Below are 19,738 nucleotides of genomic sequence, written 5' to 3'. Positions count from 1 at the left end.
GGATGGGTTGGATTTTATTATTGAATTGATTAGAAACAAATATAGCGGAAGAGATATTGTTTTATGGGGGGCTGGAAACGGATGCAGTTTCTATAAGAAGGCTATAGAAACGAATATCGGGGTTATTAAATATGTTGTTGATGTAAACCCTGATAAACAAAATAAAACAAGTGTTTTTAATCCATCTGTACTTGACGGAAGAGCAAAGGAAGTTTTTGTTGTGGTTACTTGTACATCGTATTTTGCGGAAATTGAACAAAAATTGAGATACTATGGATACAACGAAGAAAGTGATTATTTATATTTTCCTAATGAGGTAAGAAACTATCATGGAAAGTTGTATTGTGATATTAATGGAAATAAAATAGTGGGAGATCTTGGGGGAGCTATTGTAAAGTTTAATGGCCAAAACAGCACCTTAGTTATAGAAGAGAGCGTAGTGTTAAATAATATTACCTTAATCATTGGTGAAAATTGTAAGATTCAAATTGGTGAGGGGACGAGGATAAACCCAGGAAACATAGGGCAAATAACAAGATGGAAAATACTAGATGGCGGGGAACTGTGTATTGGTAAGAATTGTACTTTTTTTGGCGGCGGACAGCTATTTGTTATTGAAAATTCTCGGCTAGAAGTAGGAGATGGAACTACAGTCGGATACGACTATTATTTTTACAGTCCTTTAAATTCTTATCTTATAATTGGAAAGGATTGCATGTTGAGCCATAGAGTAGGACTGCATGCTCAGGATGGTCATGCTATTTTTGATTTAAAATCAATGAAGAAAATAAATAACCATAATGGCACGCTAATACATGACCATGTTTGGATAGGATATAATGCAACGATTTTAAAGAATGTAACAGTAGGAACCGGAGCAATTATCGGAGCCGATTCACATGTGAATAAAAGTGTACCTAATAATTGTGTGGTATCCGGGAATCCGGCAGTAGTCATTAAGACAGATGTTGCATGGACCAGGAGAGGCGGAGCAAAGCAACTGGAGATGCTGGATGCACAATATAAAAAATTTACAGAAAATGAGGGTGATTAGATTATGCTGTTTGTATTTATGTCACAGCCGGATTTTAGCTGCAATTCATATGCGTTATGGAAGTATATTAATGAGAACACTGAATTTCACACAGCTTGGATTATGAAACGCCCAGAGTATTTGGAGGTGATAAAGGAACGTGGAATTAGATGTGCACTTTATAATACTCTTGAAGGGCAAAGGTTAGTAGATGAGGCTGACTGTGTTGTGATGAATTCCTATACATTCCTTGCCTTAAGAAAACGAGAAGGACAGATATGGGTGAATCTATGGCATGGCAGTGGTATCAAGGCGCATGATTATTACAATTATGAAATGAATCCAAAGCATGTTAAGAAGCTTCATGATTACTTTGATAAAGTGGATTTGATGTGTGTTCACAGTCTGGATGACCGTTTTAAATTAGCGGCACAGCTGCATTTTGATATGAGGCATATTTATGTGACAGGACAAGCGCGATTGGACGGGGTGTCTGATTCTAAGGGGAAGGAGTTGCTTCATAGGATTTATGGTGAAAGGATTGCTGGGATAGACAAATTTATATTTTTTGCACCGTCTTTCAGAGCCAATATGAGTTCTCACTCTGGAACCATATATTCAGATAATATATTTCGTATTCCCGATTATAAGAATGATGAGCTGCTGGAATTTCTTGAGAAGAATCATGCGGCTATTATTTATAAATTACATCCGGTGGAGCAGACGGCCTTTGCAGGAAGAGAGTTTCACACCAATAACAGGTGTCTGGAGCTGACGGATGAAATGCTTTTTCATAATGACATTCGATATTATGATATTTTAAATGTCTTTGATGTGATGATTAGTGATTACTCAAGCATTGCGTATGATTTTTTGCTGTTGGACAGACCTGTTGTTTATCTGATCCCGGACTACGAAGAGTATACTAGTGACAGAGGATTTGTTTTTGCTCATGTGGAAGATTATATGCCGGGAGAAAAGGTCTTTGATTTTCAGACTATGTTGAGTGGACTGAGGGAGGCAATGAATCAACCGGAAAAATATCAGTTGGAAAGACAATTTGTATTACGTCAGAGATTTGATTATATGGATTCTGGTGCGGCAAAGAGATGTTTAGATGTAATACAAAAATACAAGCCGATTTCTGATATGATTGAAGAATATCATTGTCCGACTATATATAAAATGCCAACGATTGCTGAGCAGATAGAGCCATATGTTGAAGGTGATGTTGTAGTGATTGATTCTCAGAAGAAATATTCGGAAGAGGAGAAACAACGTATTTTACAGGAAAAGAAACTTCTGTATGTGACAGGGGAGATTCCGGGAAAGTATAGACAACTTACAGGACAAAGCTCTGATGAAATTGCGGATTTAGAGTTTTACTATCAGGTCTACCAACACCAGAACCATCAGATCCTGTTCTGTCAGGGAGGTGTGGATTGTGACCGATTCCTCCCAAGTGTTACCAGTATTCCAAAAGACAGGATAAGAATTGGTTTTGCCGGCACCATTGATAACAGGATTTATTTTGCCATGGTGCAGTGTATCTGTGAAGTTTACTCTGATTGCGATATTATATTCGCTGGATATATTTATGGAGACTATCCTGTCTGGTTAGATGGATTTGAAAATCTCCATTATGTTCAAACTACTTATGAGGAACTGCCGGACTTGATTAATAGTTTTGATGTGGCGATTCTTCCGTTCTTTGGACGGCATCAGAAAAAAGTACCGAGTGAGCTGTATCAGTATCTTGCCTGTGGAAAGCAAGTGATTACTTCAGACATGCCGAATCTGCCGGATATAGATGGTGTATATAGAAGCAAATCTGTGTCAGAGGCTGTAAATAACATAACGGAAGCCTTGGGTAGATGTAATGATGAAAAGTTACAATTGTCGTTACAGGAAGAGGCGCTTAATCATAGCTGGAAAAATCGGATAGAAATTAACTTGAATGAGAAATAGGGTCCCATTGGTTATTTCGGGAGTATCCCTTAGCAATTCCTGTGTTACAAATAAGAAGATATTCTGTTGTGCACATTGGAGATTTAATTATGTTGAAATGGATAAAAGATGAAATAGATTTAATTTTACATTATAATATGTCGGTTGTCGGAGGATTTTTGGGTGCATATGCGCTGCTGCAGCGGGGCGGAAATTTCGGTTCCTCCCAAACAGCAAACATGATATATCTGACGGTAGGCGGGGTACGTGGAAATGCCGGTGATTTATTGATACATGTATTTGCCCTTCTTGTCTACATATGCACATTGGTTATAGCGTTTTTGCTGCCGAAATATATCAAGGCTGATATGAGGTATGTTACGATTCTTGCAGAGCTGGCAGGCATTTTGATTACCGGATTTTTGCCCGCCAAAATGAACTCGATTGTTGCGCTTTACCCAATATTTGCAATGACAGGATTGCAGTGGGGAACCTTCAGCGGGGCAAAGGGCTATAATAGTGCATCCATTTTCTCAACTAACAATTTAAGGCAGACGGTTTGTGGTTTGGCGGAGTACTGCCGAACAAAGGATGCGGCAGAGCTGAGAAAGTTTAAGTTTTACATGTTTACACTTGTCTCCTTCCATTTAGGTGCAGGGCTTGGCTGTGTTGCAGTGATTAAATGGGCAGTGCCGGGTATTTGGCTGTGCGCACTTCCACTTATTACCGCGTTCACTTTTTTAACGGTGGCGACCGTAAAACAACAGAAAGAAGAAATGGTCTGCGGTAAGGCGTAGATTGGATAAAGAACAGAGGGCACCTTTAGAAGAAAAATAATCTTTTGAAGGTGCTTTTAACATTTTTAGTTATCTTTGGTTGGTTGTGTAAAATATTTCCTGTGATATACTGAAATTAACAGGAGGTATGATAAGTATGAAAAGTAAGAAAATTGTAATTGGTAAAAATTTAGCTTATCTTCGTCAGAATAGCCGGCTATCCATTGAGGCGGTAGCAAATAAAATAGGAGTGTCAAGGCAGGCCGTGGCGAAATGGGAAACGGGGGAAACTGTCCCTGATATTATTAACTGTGACAAATTGGCAGAGCTGTATCAGGTATCTGTTGATGACCTGCTTCATTATGATGCAGATGAGGAGAAATTGGGAATTCCGCCGAAAGGAAAGTATATGTTTGGCATAACAAAGCTAGGCGAGCGCGGTCAGGTGGTTATTCCGAAACAGGCAAGAGATAAAATGCGATTGAAAGCAGGAGATACCTTTGTAGTCTTGGGAGATGACAATCCCGGAACAAGAGGAATTGCGCTGGTTCCGGCAGAACAGTTTGAGCAGGCTGCCAGAGCGATGCTAAACAGCATAAATGTCGGAATATTTCAAGAGGACACAGGTGAAGAATGATGAAGAGGGGGAGAACATTGAAAATCATAGGGTTGGTTGTTTTACTAATTATTATAATCGGAGTAATAGCGGCAGCGGTTTACTGTTACAAATGCACGCATTACTGGCAGACGGACTTGAAAAAAACGAGGAAGGCAGGCTATACGGAAAAGCAGGTTATATTGCCAAATGGCGAAACAATTAACTATGCAGAGGGTCCTGACAATGGCAAAGCGCTGCTTTTGATACACGGTCAGACTGGTGCATGGGAGGACTATGTCCGTGTACTGCCAAAACTGTGTGAGAACTGGCATGTTTTTGCGGTGGACTGCTATGGGCACGGAAAATCTTCGCATGATGAAGAAACATATTATTTGAAGGAAAACGGTAATGACTTGATTTGGTTTCTAGACCATGTGATCGGCGAAGATGCCGTGGTATCCGGTCACTCTTCCGGCGGAATATTGGCGGCTTATGTAGCGGCATACGGCGGTGACAGGGTTGTCGGTGCGGTGCTGGAAGATCCTCCGGTATTTTCCACGGAGCAAAATTATTTTGAAAAATCCTTTGCTTATCAGGATACCTACAAAAACATACATGACTATATCTCAGGTGAACAGACAGAATGCTGGGAGGCATATTATATGAGACATTGCTTATGGGGACAGCTTTATATGACATCATCGATGAACGGCATTGCCAATTATGCCCAGCGTTATCATGAAAAGCATCCAACCGAGCCGGTACAATACTTTTTTATGCCGGAGTCTATAAACGGCATATTCCTATTTGTAAACGAGTATGACTTTCTCTTTGGAGAACACTTTTATGATTACTCTTGGCACAGTGGAATTCCCCATGAAAAACTGTTGTCTGATATAAAGGTTCCGACTGTTTTTCTCCACGTGAAGGCTTTGTACACGGAGGATGGGATATTGATGGCAGCATCCTCCGATGAGCAGGCAAGAAAGGCAGCTGAGCTTATTGGTGACTGCGAGTTTGTGGAACTGTCCGGTAATCACAATATACACCGCTTTAAACCGGAGGCTTTTATCGAGGCAGTAAACCGATTGAATTAATATTTTCATAATGCTATACTAAAAAAGAAAAGGAGCATATGATGGAAAGCTTGACGAAAAATAAGCAGGATAAGAGTACAATCAAACAAATGGTAGAAAAATATTTTTCGCCTCTTGAGCTGAAAACCTATAAAGAATTGACGGAGGGTTACTTCAATGTGGCTTACGAAATAACGTTGAGTGATGAGCAAAAGGTTATATTAAAGATTGCTCCGTCAAAAGAAATTCGAATTATGACTTACGAAAAAAATATTATGTTCAGCGAAGTGGAAGCGATGAAAACGGCGGCACGATATGAAGAGATTCCGGTTCCGGAAGTGATTGGCTATGATGACAGTTGTACAATTTGTGAAACTCCGTATTTTTTTATGGAAAAATTGGAGGGCAAGAGTCTGAATGCGGTCAAAAGCTCTCTTACACCGGATCAGATTGAGACTATCTATACCGAAACGGGAGAAATCAACAGAAAAATAAACGAGATATGCTGCTCTTGTTTCGGGTATCCCGGTCAACCTGAATTTCAAGGGGAAGAGTGGTATCCGGTTTTTCGAAAGATGCTGGAAGCCGGAGTGAATGACGCAAAGCACGGCAATGTAGATTTGAAAATACCAATTGATAACATGTGGGCTTGTTTGGAGGAGGATAAGGAAATTTTTAAAGAGGTGACAGAGCCAAAGCTGGTACATTGGGATTGCTGGGATGGCAATATTTTTGTTTTAAATGGCAGAGTTACAGGGCTGATCGATTGGGAGAGAAGCCTTTGGGCAGATCCTTTGATGGAGGTAGGATTTCGAACCTATTCCGATAATACCTTTTTTCAAAAAGGATATGGGATTGGGGCGCTAACCGAAAAACAGAGGCGCAGAGCATTGTGGTATGATATCTATCTCATGGTTTTAGTAGCCTCGGAATGTGAATACAGAAACTATGAAACAATGGATATGTATCACTGGTCAACGCAGGTGCTGATGAAGCAGTTTGCAAAAGCAGCGGCTCGAAAGGATAATATGCAAAACAATAAATACGAACTGATACAAAACTTGGATAAATTACATACAACTGATTTAGGTATCGTGCGAATTAAGAAAAATCTTTCCTTGGATGTGGAGGATGTAGTTGTATGGTGCAGTGACGAAATTCAAAAGCCAAACGCTGTTATAACCAGGAGAGGTAAAAACTGGTATATCGATATAGATGAATGTGAAATAACCGTAAATGCGTATAGCTATACCATTATTACGGCTCATAAGACAAAAGGAGAACCCAAATGATTAATCCAGCATCATTATTTAAAATGAAACAAGCAAAAGACACCTTTGTGCAAAATCATCCCAAGTTTCCGAAATTTTTGGAGGCGGTGAGACGAGATGCGATTAAAGAGGGAACGATAATTGAAATTAATGTAACCACACCAGAGGGCAAAACTCTGAGTTCCAATATAAAACTCAAAGAAACGGATATCGAAGCGCTGCATGAGCTTTTGAAAAAGGAATAGAATCAAAAATAGAATAGAGCAGCAATACGTCAAATTACAGCAGGGTGCGCAAATATAATATTATTGCGCACCCTGCTTGTGTAAATCAGACAAGAGAAAGCTGAGAAGTTTGTATATAATTTAGAGTTTTCATTTAAAACAAACTATGATAAAATAGCATTACGGCGCAAAAAAATAACGCAATAAATAAAAATGCGCAACCAATTTGGCGGAGGTAAAGGATGAAGTTTCAGTGTGGGAAAGAGAACGGATATGAACGAATTACAATACAAGAAATAGCCAAGGAACTAGAAATGTCGCCTACGACCGTCTCTCGCGCCATTTCAGGAAAGGGACGGATTGGGCAGGAAACAAAAAACAGGGTATTCCAGTTTTTGGAGGAGCATCATTTGGTACCGAATACAAATGAAAAAACAGAGAAAAAATCGAAAAATATTTGTGTACTTTTGCCCGGAGAGACAGGACATGCGGCAACACCTTATTTTCAGGAAATTTTGCTGAGCATCTATGATAGTTTTTCGGCATGGGGCTACGGTGTAATGATTGTGAAGGCTACCTCTGCCAACATACAGGAGTTAAAGGCTTTAGTAGAGCAGCATAAAATAGATGGAGCAATCCTGACCAGAACAATGGAGGATGATTTGGCAATACGCTATCTGCAAAAACAAAACGTTCCCTTTGTTGTAATCGGAAGCTGGGCAGAAGAAAATGTTATCCAGGTAGATTTTGATCAGGAGGGTGGCTGCAAGGATTTGGCATCCGTACTGCTACGGATGAATATTAAGAAAATCGCCTGCGTTTGCGGTGATGGCGGACATATTGTAACCCAGAGCCGTTTGAAGGGCATCAGGGAGGCGTACCGGGAAGCCGGAGCATTGCTGGACGAAGATTTGCTCTATACGGGAGCAGTTTATCCCTCGGTCGTGGAAAAAGATGTGGCAGAGCTTTTGGAAAAGGGCGTTGAGTGTATTTTATGCCTTGACGATAATATCTGCCTGAGTGTGGTGAATGCTCTGCATAAGAGCAAGGTAAGAATTCCGCAGGATGTAAAAGTTGCTTCCTGCTACGGCAGCAGATTGCTGGCAAACTGCTATCCGTCTGTGACCTGCCTTGAGTTTGACGTAACAGAGATGGGAGGCGTTGCTTCCAAGAAGCTGTTAGATGCCATGAACAAAAACGCAGATTATGATAAGCTGACACTTGGCTACAATGTTTTAATAAAAGATTCTACAATGTAAGCGATAAGAAGATATGGAGAACAAAAATGGAAATGAATACAGAAATAAAACTTGATAAGCTGCTACACGGCGGTGACTACAATCCGGAGCAATGGCTGGAATTTCCGGAGATACTGGAAAAGGATTTGGAGCTTTTTCTAAAGGCAGAAATCAATCTTGTGACAATGGGAATGTTCGCGTGGAGCAAGCTTGAGCCGGAGGAAGGAAAATACGAAACAGGCTGGCTTCTCAACATAGTTGACAAGATGTACAAAAACGGAATTTATACAATACTTGGCACTCCTTCCGGGGCAAGACCGCAATGGCTGGCAAAACGCTATCCAGAGGTTTTGCGTGTGAATGAAAAGCGTGAGAGAAACCTCTTTGGCGGACGCCAAAATCACTGTTATACCTCACCTGCGTACCGCAGGAAGGTACGAGAGATAAATATGGTTTTGGCAAAAGAAATCGGCAGTCATCCGGGTGTTTTGGCGCTGCATCTCTCAAATGAGTACATTGGAGACTGTCATTGCCCGCTTTGTCAGGAGCAGTTTAGAGAATGGCTGAAGGAACGCTATGGGACGATAGACGAGCTGAACAAGAGATGGAACACCACATTCTGGAGCCATACCTACCAAAGCTTTGACCAGATTGAAAGCCCGTCTCCAAACGGCGAAATGCTGCTGCATGCGCTGAGCCTCGATTGGAAACGCTTTGTGACGGCACAGACCGTTGACTTTGTCGCAGAGGAAAAACGAGCAATGTACGACGGTGGTTGTCGGCAACCGGTTACCGTTAATTTTATAGGAGATTATGAAGGGTTAAATTATAGAAAATTTAAGGATGTCATTGAACTTTCTTCTTGGGACAGCTATCCGGAATGGCACAGAGGACCGGAGACAGACGTGGCGCTGGATGCGGCACTTCAGCATGATTTTATGAGGAGTCTTTTGAAAAAGCCGTTCCTGCTTATGGAATCCTCCCCGTCTTCCACGAACTGGCAGGACGTAAGTAAGCTGAGAAAACCCGGCATGCTGCACGCTGCATCCATGCAGGCGATTGCGCACGGCTCTGACAGCGTGCTCTATTTCCAGATGAGACAGAGCAGGGGAGCCTCAGAAAAGTTCCACGGTGCAGTGATTGACCACTATGGCGGTGAAGATACGAGGGTTTATCAAGAGGTGTGCCGCATCGGAAAGGATATGGCAGCTCTTTCCGAGTTGAAGGGAACGATGCAATATCCAAAGGCAGCACTTTTGTATGATACGGAAAACAGATGGGCAATTACAGACTCACAGGGACCGAGAAATATCGGGATGCCTTACAAGGAAACTGCGGACAAAATGTATGGGGCACTTCGAAGACAAGGATTGGATGTCGATATCATCGATATGGAGGATGATTTGGAGGCCTATCGTATCGTGCTCATTCCGATGCTCTATCTGTTTCGTGCCGGAATTGCTGACAAAATAAAGAGTTTTGTAGAGAATGGCGGAATTGCAATAATGACATTCTGGTCAGGAATTGTGGACGATACCGATTCTTGTTTCTTGGGCGGTACACCAAACGGACTTATGGATGTATTTGGTCTGAGAAGTACGGAGATTGATGGATTGTATGACGGTGAGGAAAATGCCGGAGTTCCTGTAGAAAACAATGCGCTTGCTTTGCATAAACGCTACACTTGTAAAAACCTGTGCGAGCTGGTGAGAGTGTCCGATGCAAAGGTGCTTATGGAGTACGAAGATGATTTTTACAAGGGGCTCCCGGTTCTGACTTGCAATGAATACAAAAAAGGAAAGGCGTACTACATCTGTGCAGATATGGAAGGCGCTTTTTACGATGACCTTGTTCAGGCGGTGGTCAGAGAGGAAAAGCTGGAAGTACCGATTTCTGATATCCCAAGAGGAGTCGAGGTGACGACAAGGGAATCTGAAGCGGCGATGTATCTCTTTGTCCAGAATTTTAACAGAGAGTCGGTGAACATGGAACTGCCGCTTGGAGAATATAAGATTATTTATGGCGAGGAAAATGAAAAGCTTGAAAGCTTTGCAACTGTTATATTAAAAAAAGTAAAATAACTGGTTTACATAAAACGACTCTGCGGTGCTAGCAGAGCCGTTTTTAGTGATTTCTTAAAATAAAATTAAAAAAAACCTAAAGTATTAAATCAAACGGCCGATAAATATAGTAAGAATTATTTGAAATGCAGAAAGGAGTGTTATTATGCGTATAGAAGCCTATAATCAAATAAGCCAGATTTACAATACAGAGAAGACAAAGAATGTACAGCAGACAGCACCGAAAGGCAAGAACGACCAGTTAGAAATTTCACAAAAAGGTCTTGATTACCAGATTGCGAAAAAAGCAGTGGCAGAAGCCGATGATGTGCGGGAAGAACTGGTAAATAATATAAAATCTCAAATTCAGTCAGGTGATTACAATGTAAGTGCAGATGATTTTGCAAGTAAGGTGATTGCAAGCTATGAGAAACTTATGTACTAAACCGGTAAAACGGAATTAGAAAATGAAATGAGGATGTCAAGTGGCAAGTTTAATGGAAACTTTGATGGATGTCTTAGAGAAAGAAGATAGCGCATATGAGCAGCTGATTGAACTATCCAAGGAAAAGACAACCATAATTGTAGAGGGAAACATTGAAAAACTACATGAAATTACGGAACGGGAGCAGCCGATTGTGGAGAACATCCAGCAGTTGGAGCAAACCAGAGCAGAAGTAATGAAAGATATTGCAATCGTGTTCAACAAGGATGTTGAAGAACTAAAGCTGAGAACTATCATTGAGATGCTGAAGGGTCAGCCGACAGAACAAGAAAGGCTTGCCGAGCTGCATGATAAGCTAGGTGAGACGGTTAGGATGATGGCGGCAATCAATGAGAATAATCAAATGCTGTTAGAACATTCTCTGGAGATGGTCGGATTTGAGATAAGTCTGTACCAAAGTATGAGAAAAGCACCAGAAACAGCTAATTATGGCAAGGATGCCTATAACAAAGGAGACGTACTTATTAATACAAGCGGCTTTGATGCGAAACAATAAGAAAGTATGATGAGGTGACGAACGATGGGTGGAATGGGCAGCCTATACATTGGTGTTTCTGGCTTACAAGCGAGTCAGAATGCATTAAATACAACCGCGCACAACCTGGCGAATATCGGAACGACAGGTTATGTAAGACAACAGGTTGTACAATCAGATACATTATATAATACGATTAAGTACGGTGCTGTAAGCCAGCAGCAGGTTGGTATCGGCACAACTGTTGCACAGGTACGACAGGTAAGAGATACCTTTTTAGATATGGCTTACCGGTTAGAATCCGGAAGAGCCAATTTTTATGCTGTAGGCTATAGTGCTTATTATGAAATTGAATCCATATTGGGAACATTAGGAGGTTCGGAGTTCAGCGATTCGTTGGACAACCTGAACGAGGCATTCAATCAGTTAGCGGGGCAGCCGGATGATACATCCTATCAGACCTTGTTAAAACAGAGGTCAGTTTCCTTTTTGGAGGATGCGCAGAATGTATATGATTTATTAAAAGAATATCAAAACAGTTTGAATGATCAGATTATCGATACGGTTGACAGGATTAATGAGCTTGCCAGCACGATTTACGAATTAAATAAACAAATATCCGGGATAGAATCCGGGGGTGTAGAGAATGCAAATGACCTTCGCGATACAAGAAACCTTGCTCTGGATGAGCTTGCCGGACTGATTAATATCAGCTACTCAGAAGATTCCAACGGAATTGTTACGGTGAGAGCGGAAAGCAATCAGTTGGTGGGTGAGGGCTATCTGGCAGAATTAGGTTATACGGTGGATGGAGAGACTGGTTTTGCTACTCCTACATGGGTCAGCTATAAAAACGCTGCGGTCTTTGATATGAGTCGTGCAATTTCAACGGATACAGACACGGATGTCGGAAAATTAAAGGCGCTTGTTTTACAAAGAGGAAGCGACGTAGCTACTTATACGAAGATACCGGTTTCGTCCAGTTATCAGAATTCAGACGGAACTTGGGCAACAGGCAGCTGGGATAAATACGGGAATGCTTGCGACGCAAGTGAGGCGGTTTACACGGACGGAAAGAAAGCCTATGCAGCTGCAACAAATTATTACAACACCTTTACGGCAATGTCTGGTATGACAAATACAATGGCAGAATTTGACCAGTTGATACATACAATTGTAACGGCGATTAATGATATTTTGTCTCCGAACATATCGCAGACAGTGGATGCAACCGAGACATGGACCGACGCGGACGGTAATGTTCTTGCGGCGGGCACTTACAAGGTGCTTGATCAGGAAAACTGCGGACAATCAGCTGACGGAACAATCGGAACAGAGCTGTTTTCCAGAGCAGGAACAGAACGCTATACCGTGTATACAAACGCTGCGGGGGAGAAGCTTTATGTTTACAATGAAGAAGATCCTAGCAACCCGAAGACGCTGTACACACTGGATAACTTGGAAGTTAATTCAGAAGTTTTAACCGATGTAGGAAAATTACCGCTTTATACTGCAAACGGCTCGGTTGATTTTGAAAAGGGACAGGCATTGTACAATGTTTGGAGTGAGAAGCTTGTGGCGCTCAATCCGAATGCAACGTCAAAAGCTACATTTCAGGATTACTACTCTAAGCTCTACACATCAGTCGGAAATCTGGGCTCTGTCTATAAGAGTATTTCCGATTCACTGGAGACAACGGCGACAGGGTTTGACGATGACAGACAGATGGTAATCGGTGTTTCATCTGACGAAGAGCTTAGTAACATGATTAAATATCAAAATGCATACAATGCAGCTTCTCGTTATATGAATGTAGTCAGCGAGATGTTGGAACACATCATTGTGTCATTAGCAAGCTGATAGGAGGGGAAAATAAATGCCATCAACATTTTTAGGATTAACGGTAGCTACTTCTGGTTTATATACATATCAGGCAGCGATTAATACAACGGGCAATAACATTGCCAATATAGAGACAAACGGATATACAAGACAGCAGGTAAAGCAGAGTGCATCTGAGGCGCTCAGGTCTTACACCACATACGGACAGATTGGTACCGGTGTAGTGGCGACGGACATTATTCAGATCAGAGACAGCTACTACGACAAAAAATACTGGAACACCAATACAGGCTACGGTGAATATAGTACAAAGAATTATTATATGGAACAGCTTGAATATGTGTTTAAGGAGACAGATAAGACCTCCGGCTATACAAGTGCGTTGTCCACGTTCTTTAACACTTTGAATGAAGCGGCAAAGAATCCTGAAACAACCACATTGACACAGTTCGTAAACGATGCGCAGACTCTGGCAGACTACTTCAATGATTTGTCCACCAATCTTGAGAAGATTCAGGAGGATTTGAACGAAGAGGTAAAGACATATATTGACAAGATTAATAGTATTGCGCAGGAAATATACAGCTTAAACCAGCAGATTAACATATCTGAGCTTGCAGGCGGAAATGCGAATTCCCTGAGAGACCAGAGAGCGCTTTTGATTGATGAGCTGTCTGAAATTGTTCCGGTGGAGGTAACAGAGACAGATATCAAAAGCTCTCTTGGTTACAAAACAGGGGCGACGGACTATAGGGTTACAATCTGCGGTCAGACGTTGGTTGACAACGACGGCTACAATCAGTTGACTTGTGTGGCGCGTGAGGAAAAAGTAAATCAGTCTGATGTGGACGGACTTTATGATATCAAGTGGGAAAACGGAAATCAGTTCAATGTTTTGGCGTCTGGTTCCAGCGGTAAATTGAAAGCACTTATTGATTTAAGAGATGGTAATAACGGAAATAACTTCAGCGGAAAGATTGCAAGTACAACAACCAATGCCGCAGGTACCGGAATTGCGACTGTAACGATTACCAGCACCACTTATGCAAATTTAAACCAGATTAACTTAAATGATGCAGGAACAATCAAACTGGGAACAAAGGAATACAGCTATGATTCCTTCTCGGCTACTTATAATGAGGCTACCGGTCAATATGAATATACATTTACGATGAGCGACCCGGATTCCGTACCTGCGGATTTGGTTGGGAAAAATGCTTCTGTCGGAAAAAGCGTAGACTACTGTGGAATTCCTTATTATATGTCTCAGATTAATGAATTTGCAAGAAGCTTTGCGGAAGCGGTTAATAGTGTTCTGGTAACCGGCTTTAATTCTTCCGGCAATGTAGGCGGTATTCTCTATACAGGAACCTCTGTTACGGGAAGTGAATTTGACTTTGCCTTATCCGGTGCGGTAACTGATGTGGCGGCATATGACAGTGCTACAAACACGACAGCCGTACAAATTGCGTCAAATAACGATGAGACAGCTACACCGCAGGCGACGGGCAGTGTCTATATCAATGGTGTAGAATATGATTATGAAAGCTACACTTATAATCAGGCAACAAATACTTACACATATCAGATTAAAGGAGAAGTAAGTAGTTCACTTGTAGGAAAAGATGCAGATAATTACTCGTTGGTGAGAACCGACAGCAATGACAGCTATTATAGATTAACAGCAGGAAACTTAAAGGTATCAAGCGCCATGTTGTCGAATCCGGATTTACTTGGAACAACAACTGATTATGTGAACAGCCCGACAGGCGGAGATGTTCTGACTGCATTGGCTAAAGTTCAAAGTGATACGGCTACGCTGTCCTTTAGAGGTGGAAATGCAACGCAGTTCTTGGTTTGCCTCACATCTGACAGCTCGGTAGATGGTGAGAAGGCAACAACGTTTGCCAAGAAATATAGTACTCTTTTACAATCTGTCAGCAATCAGAGACTTTCGGTATCGGGTGTAGACAGCGACGAAGAGGGCGTTAACCTTGTAAAATATCAGGAAGCTTATAATCTGTCTGCTAAGTTACTTTCTGTTATGAATGAAATATATGACAAGTTAATTAATGAGACAGGGGTATAAGGAGGTTTAACAGATGGGTATCAGAATTACCAATAAGATAATGACGAATAATTCGTTGAATAATTTAAATACAAATAAGATACTATATGATAAGATTTCCACACAGGTTTCTACTCAGCAGAAGATAACGAGAGCCTCGGAAGATCCTGTTGTAGCAATCCGTGCACTGCGTTTGAAGAGCAGCTTAAGTTCTATTAATCAGTATTATTCAAAAAACATACCGGATGCAGAATCTTGGCTGGAAAGTACACAGACAGCACTTGAAAATATTGAAAGCTGCGTAAGTAAAATTCAGGAGCTTGCATCTAAGCTTTCCTCCGGTCAGTATTCACTGGATGAGAAAAAAACGCTGCTCAATGAGTATCAGTCTCTTCGTGAGCAGATTTATGATGAGGGTAATGCCGACGTATCAGGCAGAAGTTTGTTGACCGGATATAAGACGAATATGTCACTCTCCTTTCAAACAGCAAGCACTACGGCGAGCTACCGTATTACGGAGAAGTTTTCCGGAAGTGATGTGGAAAAGATTAGCTATGTATCCGGTGCGGTGGATGTAAACGCTGACGATATATTAACTTCGACAGCAACAGAATATGATGCAAATACAATTGAAAACAACACTTTGTATCGTTTGCGCCTTTCTTACAGTGATTTATCAGAAAATACAAGCGGACCGACAAGTGTGTCCTATTCTTCTTCCGGTACACTCAGCACGAGTTTGACTGTTGCGGTGACAGGTTCAGCTACCGGAAGTGTAAAGGTGACGGTGAAAGCAGACGGAACTGCCACTGTTACAGGAAATGATACATCAGGAGATCCTTATACGGCTACGACAGATGCATCAGGTCTTGTCACAATCACCGATTCATTAGGAACGACGGTAGGAACCTTTAACTATTCCGTAGACGGAAATAAAGTTACGGCAACTGCCACCATTCCGGTAACTGCAGTAAACTTGGAGACGGGTTCAGAAGACGCTACGTATTTGAATACGGCTGCCGGCGGGATTACTTTTATTAAAGAGACCGGAGAACTTATCTTGGGTGCCGGAGTATATCAGTCACTTCAAAGCTGTGGCGAAGATGCAATCAGCTTTACCTATGAGAAAACAGGTTTTAATGCAGGCGAGTTGAGACCGGAGCATTATTTTGACTGTACAAATCTGGAGACAGGTGCAGAGTACGTGAATGAAGGCGTAGCACAGAACATCGAATACACGGTTAACTTTAACCAGACGATTACAGTAAATACCGAGGCAAAGAATGTATTTGACCAGTCAATCGGAAGAGACGTAGATGACTTGATTGCAGCGTTGGAAGCGTCAATTGCGGCAGAGACAAAGAAAGAAAAGCTTGAAGCTATGTTAAGTGATTCCCAATATGCAGACAAGACAGAGTATATCCAGTCGATGCTTGATGCTGTGGAAAAGGAATGCACCTATGCAGAGGACAAGCTTCAGAAGCTTGCAGAGGATAGTATTACGAATTTTGCGGGATATGCAGCGGATATATCCAATGCTTCTACAGCAGTGGGAAGTAAGTTGAGCCGCCTTGCTCTGATTGAGGAGCGTGCATTAAAGCAGCAGACGAACCTACAGACCTTATCAGAGGAGAACATCGGCGTTGAGCTGTCAGATGTTTTGATTGAGCAGGAAGCAGCGAGTCTGGCATACAATGCCGCACTCACGGCATCCAGTAAAATAATCAAGCAGACCTTGTTGGATTTCCTATAGATGACAAAGTATAACAGCATTTTATCTTTTTATTTTGAAGATGAAATGCTATAATACTTATTATAGGTAAAACGGATTTCGAAAAGGAGAAGGGTATGACGATACAGACAAGATTGTTTGGCACTATTGGAGTAAACGAGGAAAAAAAGATTTATTTTGAAAATGGGATTATTGGTTTTCCCGACATGAAAAATTTTCTTATTATACACGATGAAGAAAAAAAAGACGAGATTGGAATTTCGTGGCTTCAATCCGTTGAAGAGCCGGGAATTGCGCTGCCGGTTATCAATCCGCTGATTGTGAAGCCGGATTATAATCCGGTTGTAAATGATGACTTGATTGCCCCTCTTGGGGAGCTGCAGCCGGAAGAGATGCTTGTTTTGGTTACGGTGACAATACCTGCAAAATTGGAGGATATGACATCAAATCTGAAAGCACCTATTATCATCAATGCGGAGACAAGAAAAGGCTGTCAGATTGCGGTGGAAAACGAAGATTATCTTGTAAAGTTTCCGATTTATAATATTTTACAGACAAAACAAGAAAAGGTGGGTGAATAAGATGCTTGCCCTCTCCAGAAAAAAGAACGAAGCAATTGTGGTAAATAACAATATAGAGATAACCGTACTGGAAATCAAGGGAGACCAGGTCAAAATTGGAATTTCCGCACCAAAGGACGTGGCGATTTACCGTAAGGAAATATATCTTCAGATTCAGGAAGAAAACAAAAAATCTGTGGAAGCAGCCGGATTGGAAGAATTGAACAAGTTATTCCAAAAATAATATTTTTCTCCCCGCTATTAAGAATAGACAAAAAATGCCGATATAATTAATAATGAAAGTTAATAACAGATTATTAGTCATAAATCACACGGAGGTGATGATATGGAACTCGATTCAGTTAACAGCAAGGGGTACCAGGGAAGTAGTACTCAAGTTAATATTAAGCCGGTTCAGCCAGCAGTAAGCGAGAAATCAACAGTGACTGTAAATGAGAAAACGGCAGGCTCTTCGGTTGCAGCGGCTTCAGAGGCGGAAATGATTAATTTCGCTGCGGAAGGCAGTAGTGAGATTGACAAGCCGAACAGTGACATGAAAAAGTCAATCAGCGAAATAAATGCAAAGCTGAACAAAAATACGGAGGCTGTTTTTGGCATCCATGAGGCGACAAACAGGGTTACAATTAAGATTGTTGATAAAGATTCGAAGGAAGTACTAAAGGAAATTCCGCCGGAGAAAACACTTGAGATGATTGCCAAGGTTTGGGAAGTGGCAGGATTGTTAGTGGATGAGAAGCTATAGGAGGAAAACAATATGGCAATAAGAATGACGGGTATGTATTCCGGTCTGGATACAGAAGCCCTTGTATCACAGTTAATGAAAGCGCAAAGAACAAAAATTGAAGCGGTGGAGAAGAAAAAGACCTCTCTGGAATGGAAAGTGGATGCATGGAAGACTCTGAATGCAAAGATTTATGCTTTGTACACAGGTACTTTAAGCGAGATGCGTTTCTCAAACTTTTATGCGGATAAGGCAACCAGTATTTCTGATTCCACGGTTGCAACTATTACGGCAAGCACATCGGCAGTAAACGGAACACAGGAGCTGGCGGTAAAGCAGATGGCGAAATCCGGTTATATGACAGGTGCGCAGATATCGACCTCAGATTCTAGCTCCACTCTCAGCACAAGTACGAAGTTGAGTGAACTGACCGGTTATTCTGCATCCGGTTCAGGAACAATTGACATTAAGGTGGGTTCCAAAACAACATCAATTGCAGTGACAGATGATACGACGATTGCGAGTGTGATATCACAGCTTAAGTCTGCAGGTGTAAATGCCAGCTTTGATGCTACGAACAAGAGAATATTCGTAAATTCCAAAACAAGCGGTGAAAGTGCTGATTTTACAATTAGTTCAAGTGGCGATGGAGCAAATGCGTTGAATGCCCTGGGACTTAGCACCTCTTCGGGAGCAGTCAAGATAGACGGACAGGATGCAAAAATCACATTGAACGGAGCATCGTTTAGTTCCAGCACAAATACCTTCAATATCAACGGGCTTACGATTACAGCAACAGGCGTGACAGGAACGACAACAGACTCAGACGGCAATACGGTTGATAAAACGGTATCTATCACAACATCCGCCGATTACAGCGGGGTTTATAACAAGATTAAGGATTTTCTTACCCAATATAACGCGCTTGTGAACGAGATGGACAGTCTTTACAATGCGGACAGCGCCAAGGGCTATGAGCCGTTGACGGATGAAGAGAGAGCGGCAATGAGCGACGATCAGATTGAAAAATGGGAGACAAAGATTAAGGATGCCTTATTGAGAAGAGACAGCACATTAAGCGATGTGACGAGTGCAATCAAAACTGCTATGTCCTCCGCTGTTACGGTAAACGGTACACGTTATACACTTGCAAGCTTCGGTATTTCAACAGGTTCCTATTTCTCGACCAGTGCCAACGAGAGAGGTGCTTACCATATCGATGGAGATTCAACAGACTCCACTGTATCGGGAAATGATGATAAGCTTATGGCGGCACTTGCGTCAGATCCGGAGACGGTTACAAGCTTCTTTACGTCTCTTTCAAATACACTGTATAGTAAGATGACAGAGAAGATGAAATCCATTACCGGCATCAGAAGTGTATACACGGTATATGAAGACAAGAGAATGGCAAGCGACATTGAGGATTATGAGGATAAAATAGAAGAGCTGGAGGATAAATTTACAGCGATGGAGGACAGATATTACAGCCAGTTCACCGCGATGGAAACCGCTCTTGCTAAGCTGCAGTCCAGTAGTTCTTCTCTGACGAGTTTATTAGGAAGCAGTTGATTGTTTAGGAGGAAAATGT

At 41.7% G+C, this 19,738-nt stretch carries 18 protein-coding genes; all 18 read left to right on the top strand.

The features are described from left to right. The first annotated feature begins 7 nt into the window (after positions 1 to 7). The 18 genes from CTY48_RS14665 (at position 8) to fliD (ending at position 19,719) form a co-directional block, all read left to right on the top strand. Positions 8 to 1,054: an acyltransferase gene (locus tag CTY48_RS14665; RefSeq protein ID WP_143452729.1), complete on the top strand. Its 1,047-nt coding sequence runs from the start codon at positions 8 to 10 to the stop codon at positions 1,052 to 1,054. A gap of 3 nt (positions 1,055 to 1,057) precedes the next feature. Then, positions 1,058 to 3,001, top strand: a complete 1,944-nt coding sequence (locus tag CTY48_RS14660) for a CDP-glycerol glycerophosphotransferase family protein (protein ID WP_099469214.1) — start codon at positions 1,058 to 1,060, stop codon at positions 2,999 to 3,001. 89 nt (positions 3,002 to 3,090) lie between these two features. Continuing rightward, on the top strand, positions 3,091 to 3,777 hold the full coding sequence (locus CTY48_RS14655) for a YoaK family protein (protein ID WP_236354948.1): 687 nt from the start codon (positions 3,091 to 3,093) through the stop codon (positions 3,775 to 3,777). A 136-nt stretch (positions 3,778 to 3,913) separates the two neighbouring features. Beyond that, a complete protein-coding gene (locus tag CTY48_RS14650; RefSeq protein WP_328587810.1) occupies positions 3,914 to 4,393 on the top strand; it encodes a helix-turn-helix domain-containing protein in 480 nt (159 codons plus the stop codon). Positions 4,394 to 4,410: 17 nt separating this feature from the next. Further along, positions 4,411 to 5,451: an alpha/beta fold hydrolase gene (locus CTY48_RS14645; protein WP_236354946.1), complete on the top strand. Its 1,041-nt coding sequence runs from the start codon at positions 4,411 to 4,413 to the stop codon at positions 5,449 to 5,451. A 41-nt stretch (positions 5,452 to 5,492) separates the two neighbouring features. Next, positions 5,493 to 6,722, top strand: coding sequence for a DUF3781 domain-containing protein (locus CTY48_RS14640; RefSeq protein ID WP_456298591.1), 1,230 nt, complete (start codon positions 5,493 to 5,495; stop codon positions 6,720 to 6,722). Next, positions 6,719 to 6,946: a hypothetical protein gene (locus tag CTY48_RS14630; protein WP_099469211.1), complete on the top strand. Its 228-nt coding sequence runs from the start codon at positions 6,719 to 6,721 to the stop codon at positions 6,944 to 6,946. Before CTY48_RS14640 ends, CTY48_RS14630 begins: the two co-directional genes overlap by 4 nt. Before the next feature lie 221 nt (positions 6,947 to 7,167). Then, positions 7,168 to 8,184, top strand: coding sequence for a LacI family DNA-binding transcriptional regulator (locus CTY48_RS14625; RefSeq protein ID WP_099469210.1), 1,017 nt, complete (start codon positions 7,168 to 7,170; stop codon positions 8,182 to 8,184). Between the two features lie 26 nt (positions 8,185 to 8,210). Next, a complete protein-coding gene (locus CTY48_RS14620; RefSeq protein ID WP_328587809.1) occupies positions 8,211 to 10,244 on the top strand; it encodes a beta-galactosidase in 2,034 nt (677 codons plus the stop codon). Between the two features lie 145 nt (positions 10,245 to 10,389). Further along, the gene (locus CTY48_RS14615) at positions 10,390 to 10,668 is read left to right on the top strand and encodes a flagellar biosynthesis anti-sigma factor FlgM (protein ID WP_099469209.1); all 279 of its coding nucleotides are present in this window, start codon (positions 10,390 to 10,392) and stop codon (positions 10,666 to 10,668) included. 40 nt (positions 10,669 to 10,708) lie between these two features. Further along, positions 10,709 to 11,224 carry a flagellar protein FlgN gene (locus CTY48_RS14610; RefSeq protein WP_099469208.1) on the top strand — a complete coding sequence of 172 codons (516 nt, stop codon included), beginning with the start codon at positions 10,709 to 10,711 and terminating at the stop codon, positions 11,222 to 11,224. Between the two features lie 24 nt (positions 11,225 to 11,248). Beyond that, on the top strand, positions 11,249 to 13,063 hold the full coding sequence (flgK, locus tag CTY48_RS14605; RefSeq protein ID WP_099469207.1) for a flagellar hook-associated protein FlgK: 1,815 nt from the start codon (positions 11,249 to 11,251) through the stop codon (positions 13,061 to 13,063). Positions 13,064 to 13,079: 16 nt separating this feature from the next. Then, positions 13,080 to 15,134, top strand: a complete 2,055-nt coding sequence (flgK, locus tag CTY48_RS14600; protein WP_099469206.1) for a flagellar hook-associated protein FlgK — start codon at positions 13,080 to 13,082, stop codon at positions 15,132 to 15,134. A gap of 13 nt (positions 15,135 to 15,147) precedes the next feature. Then, a complete protein-coding gene (locus CTY48_RS14595) occupies positions 15,148 to 16,866 on the top strand; it encodes a flagellin N-terminal helical domain-containing protein (protein ID WP_099469205.1) in 1,719 nt (572 codons plus the stop codon). Positions 16,867 to 16,961: 95 nt separating this feature from the next. Then, complete coding sequence (gene fliW / locus CTY48_RS14590; protein WP_099469204.1) at positions 16,962 to 17,426, top strand: flagellar assembly protein FliW; 465 nt, start codon at positions 16,962 to 16,964, stop codon at positions 17,424 to 17,426. A 1-nt stretch (position 17,427) separates the two neighbouring features. Continuing rightward, complete coding sequence (csrA, locus tag CTY48_RS14585; protein WP_099469203.1) at positions 17,428 to 17,649, top strand: carbon storage regulator CsrA; 222 nt, start codon at positions 17,428 to 17,430, stop codon at positions 17,647 to 17,649. Between the two features lie 102 nt (positions 17,650 to 17,751). Next, complete coding sequence (locus tag CTY48_RS14580) at positions 17,752 to 18,168, top strand: flagellar protein FlaG (protein ID WP_099469202.1); 417 nt, start codon at positions 17,752 to 17,754, stop codon at positions 18,166 to 18,168. Positions 18,169 to 18,180: 12 nt separating this feature from the next. Beyond that, the gene (gene fliD / locus CTY48_RS14575) at positions 18,181 to 19,719 is read left to right on the top strand and encodes a flagellar filament capping protein FliD (protein ID WP_099469201.1); all 1,539 of its coding nucleotides are present in this window, start codon (positions 18,181 to 18,183) and stop codon (positions 19,717 to 19,719) included. Positions 19,720 to 19,738 lie beyond the last annotated feature (19 nt).

Origin of the sequence: Konateibacter massiliensis (assembly GCF_900184995.1) — a bacterium.
In the GTDB taxonomy this organism is placed as follows: domain Bacteria; phylum Bacillota; class Clostridia; order Lachnospirales; family Lachnospiraceae; genus Lachnotalea; species Lachnotalea massiliensis.
Note: the sequence above shows the minus strand (reverse complement) of the source record. Positions and strands in the feature narration are given on the sequence as shown.

Excerpts from the sequence above, each read along its gene's own strand:
- CTY48_RS14660 (WP_099469214.1), top strand. The coding sequence starts at position 1,058 with ATGCTGTTTGTATTTATGTCACAGCCGGATTTTAGCTGCAATTCATAT.
- CTY48_RS14655 (WP_236354948.1), top strand. The coding sequence starts at position 3,091 with ATGTTGAAATGGATAAAAGATGAAATAGATTTAATTTTACATTATAAT.
- CTY48_RS14650 (WP_328587810.1), top strand. The coding sequence starts at position 3,914 with ATGAAAAGTAAGAAAATTGTAATTGGTAAAAATTTAGCTTATCTTCGT.
- CTY48_RS14640 (WP_456298591.1), top strand. The coding sequence starts at position 5,493 with ATGGAAAGCTTGACGAAAAATAAGCAGGATAAGAGTACAATCAAACAA.
- CTY48_RS14630 (WP_099469211.1), top strand. The coding sequence starts at position 6,719 with ATGATTAATCCAGCATCATTATTTAAAATGAAACAAGCAAAAGACACC.
- CTY48_RS14625 (WP_099469210.1), top strand. The coding sequence starts at position 7,168 with ATGAAGTTTCAGTGTGGGAAAGAGAACGGATATGAACGAATTACAATA.
- CTY48_RS14620 (WP_328587809.1), top strand. The coding sequence starts at position 8,211 with ATGGAAATGAATACAGAAATAAAACTTGATAAGCTGCTACACGGCGGT.
- CTY48_RS14615 (WP_099469209.1), top strand. The coding sequence starts at position 10,390 with ATGCGTATAGAAGCCTATAATCAAATAAGCCAGATTTACAATACAGAG.
- flgK (WP_099469207.1), top strand. The coding sequence starts at position 11,249 with ATGGGTGGAATGGGCAGCCTATACATTGGTGTTTCTGGCTTACAAGCG.
- flgK (WP_099469206.1), top strand. The coding sequence starts at position 13,080 with ATGCCATCAACATTTTTAGGATTAACGGTAGCTACTTCTGGTTTATAT.
- CTY48_RS14595 (WP_099469205.1), top strand. The coding sequence starts at position 15,148 with ATGGGTATCAGAATTACCAATAAGATAATGACGAATAATTCGTTGAAT.
- fliW (WP_099469204.1), top strand. The coding sequence starts at position 16,962 with ATGACGATACAGACAAGATTGTTTGGCACTATTGGAGTAAACGAGGAA.
- csrA (WP_099469203.1), top strand. The coding sequence starts at position 17,428 with ATGCTTGCCCTCTCCAGAAAAAAGAACGAAGCAATTGTGGTAAATAAC.
- CTY48_RS14580 (WP_099469202.1), top strand. The coding sequence starts at position 17,752 with ATGGAACTCGATTCAGTTAACAGCAAGGGGTACCAGGGAAGTAGTACT.
- fliD (WP_099469201.1), top strand. The coding sequence starts at position 18,181 with ATGGCAATAAGAATGACGGGTATGTATTCCGGTCTGGATACAGAAGCC.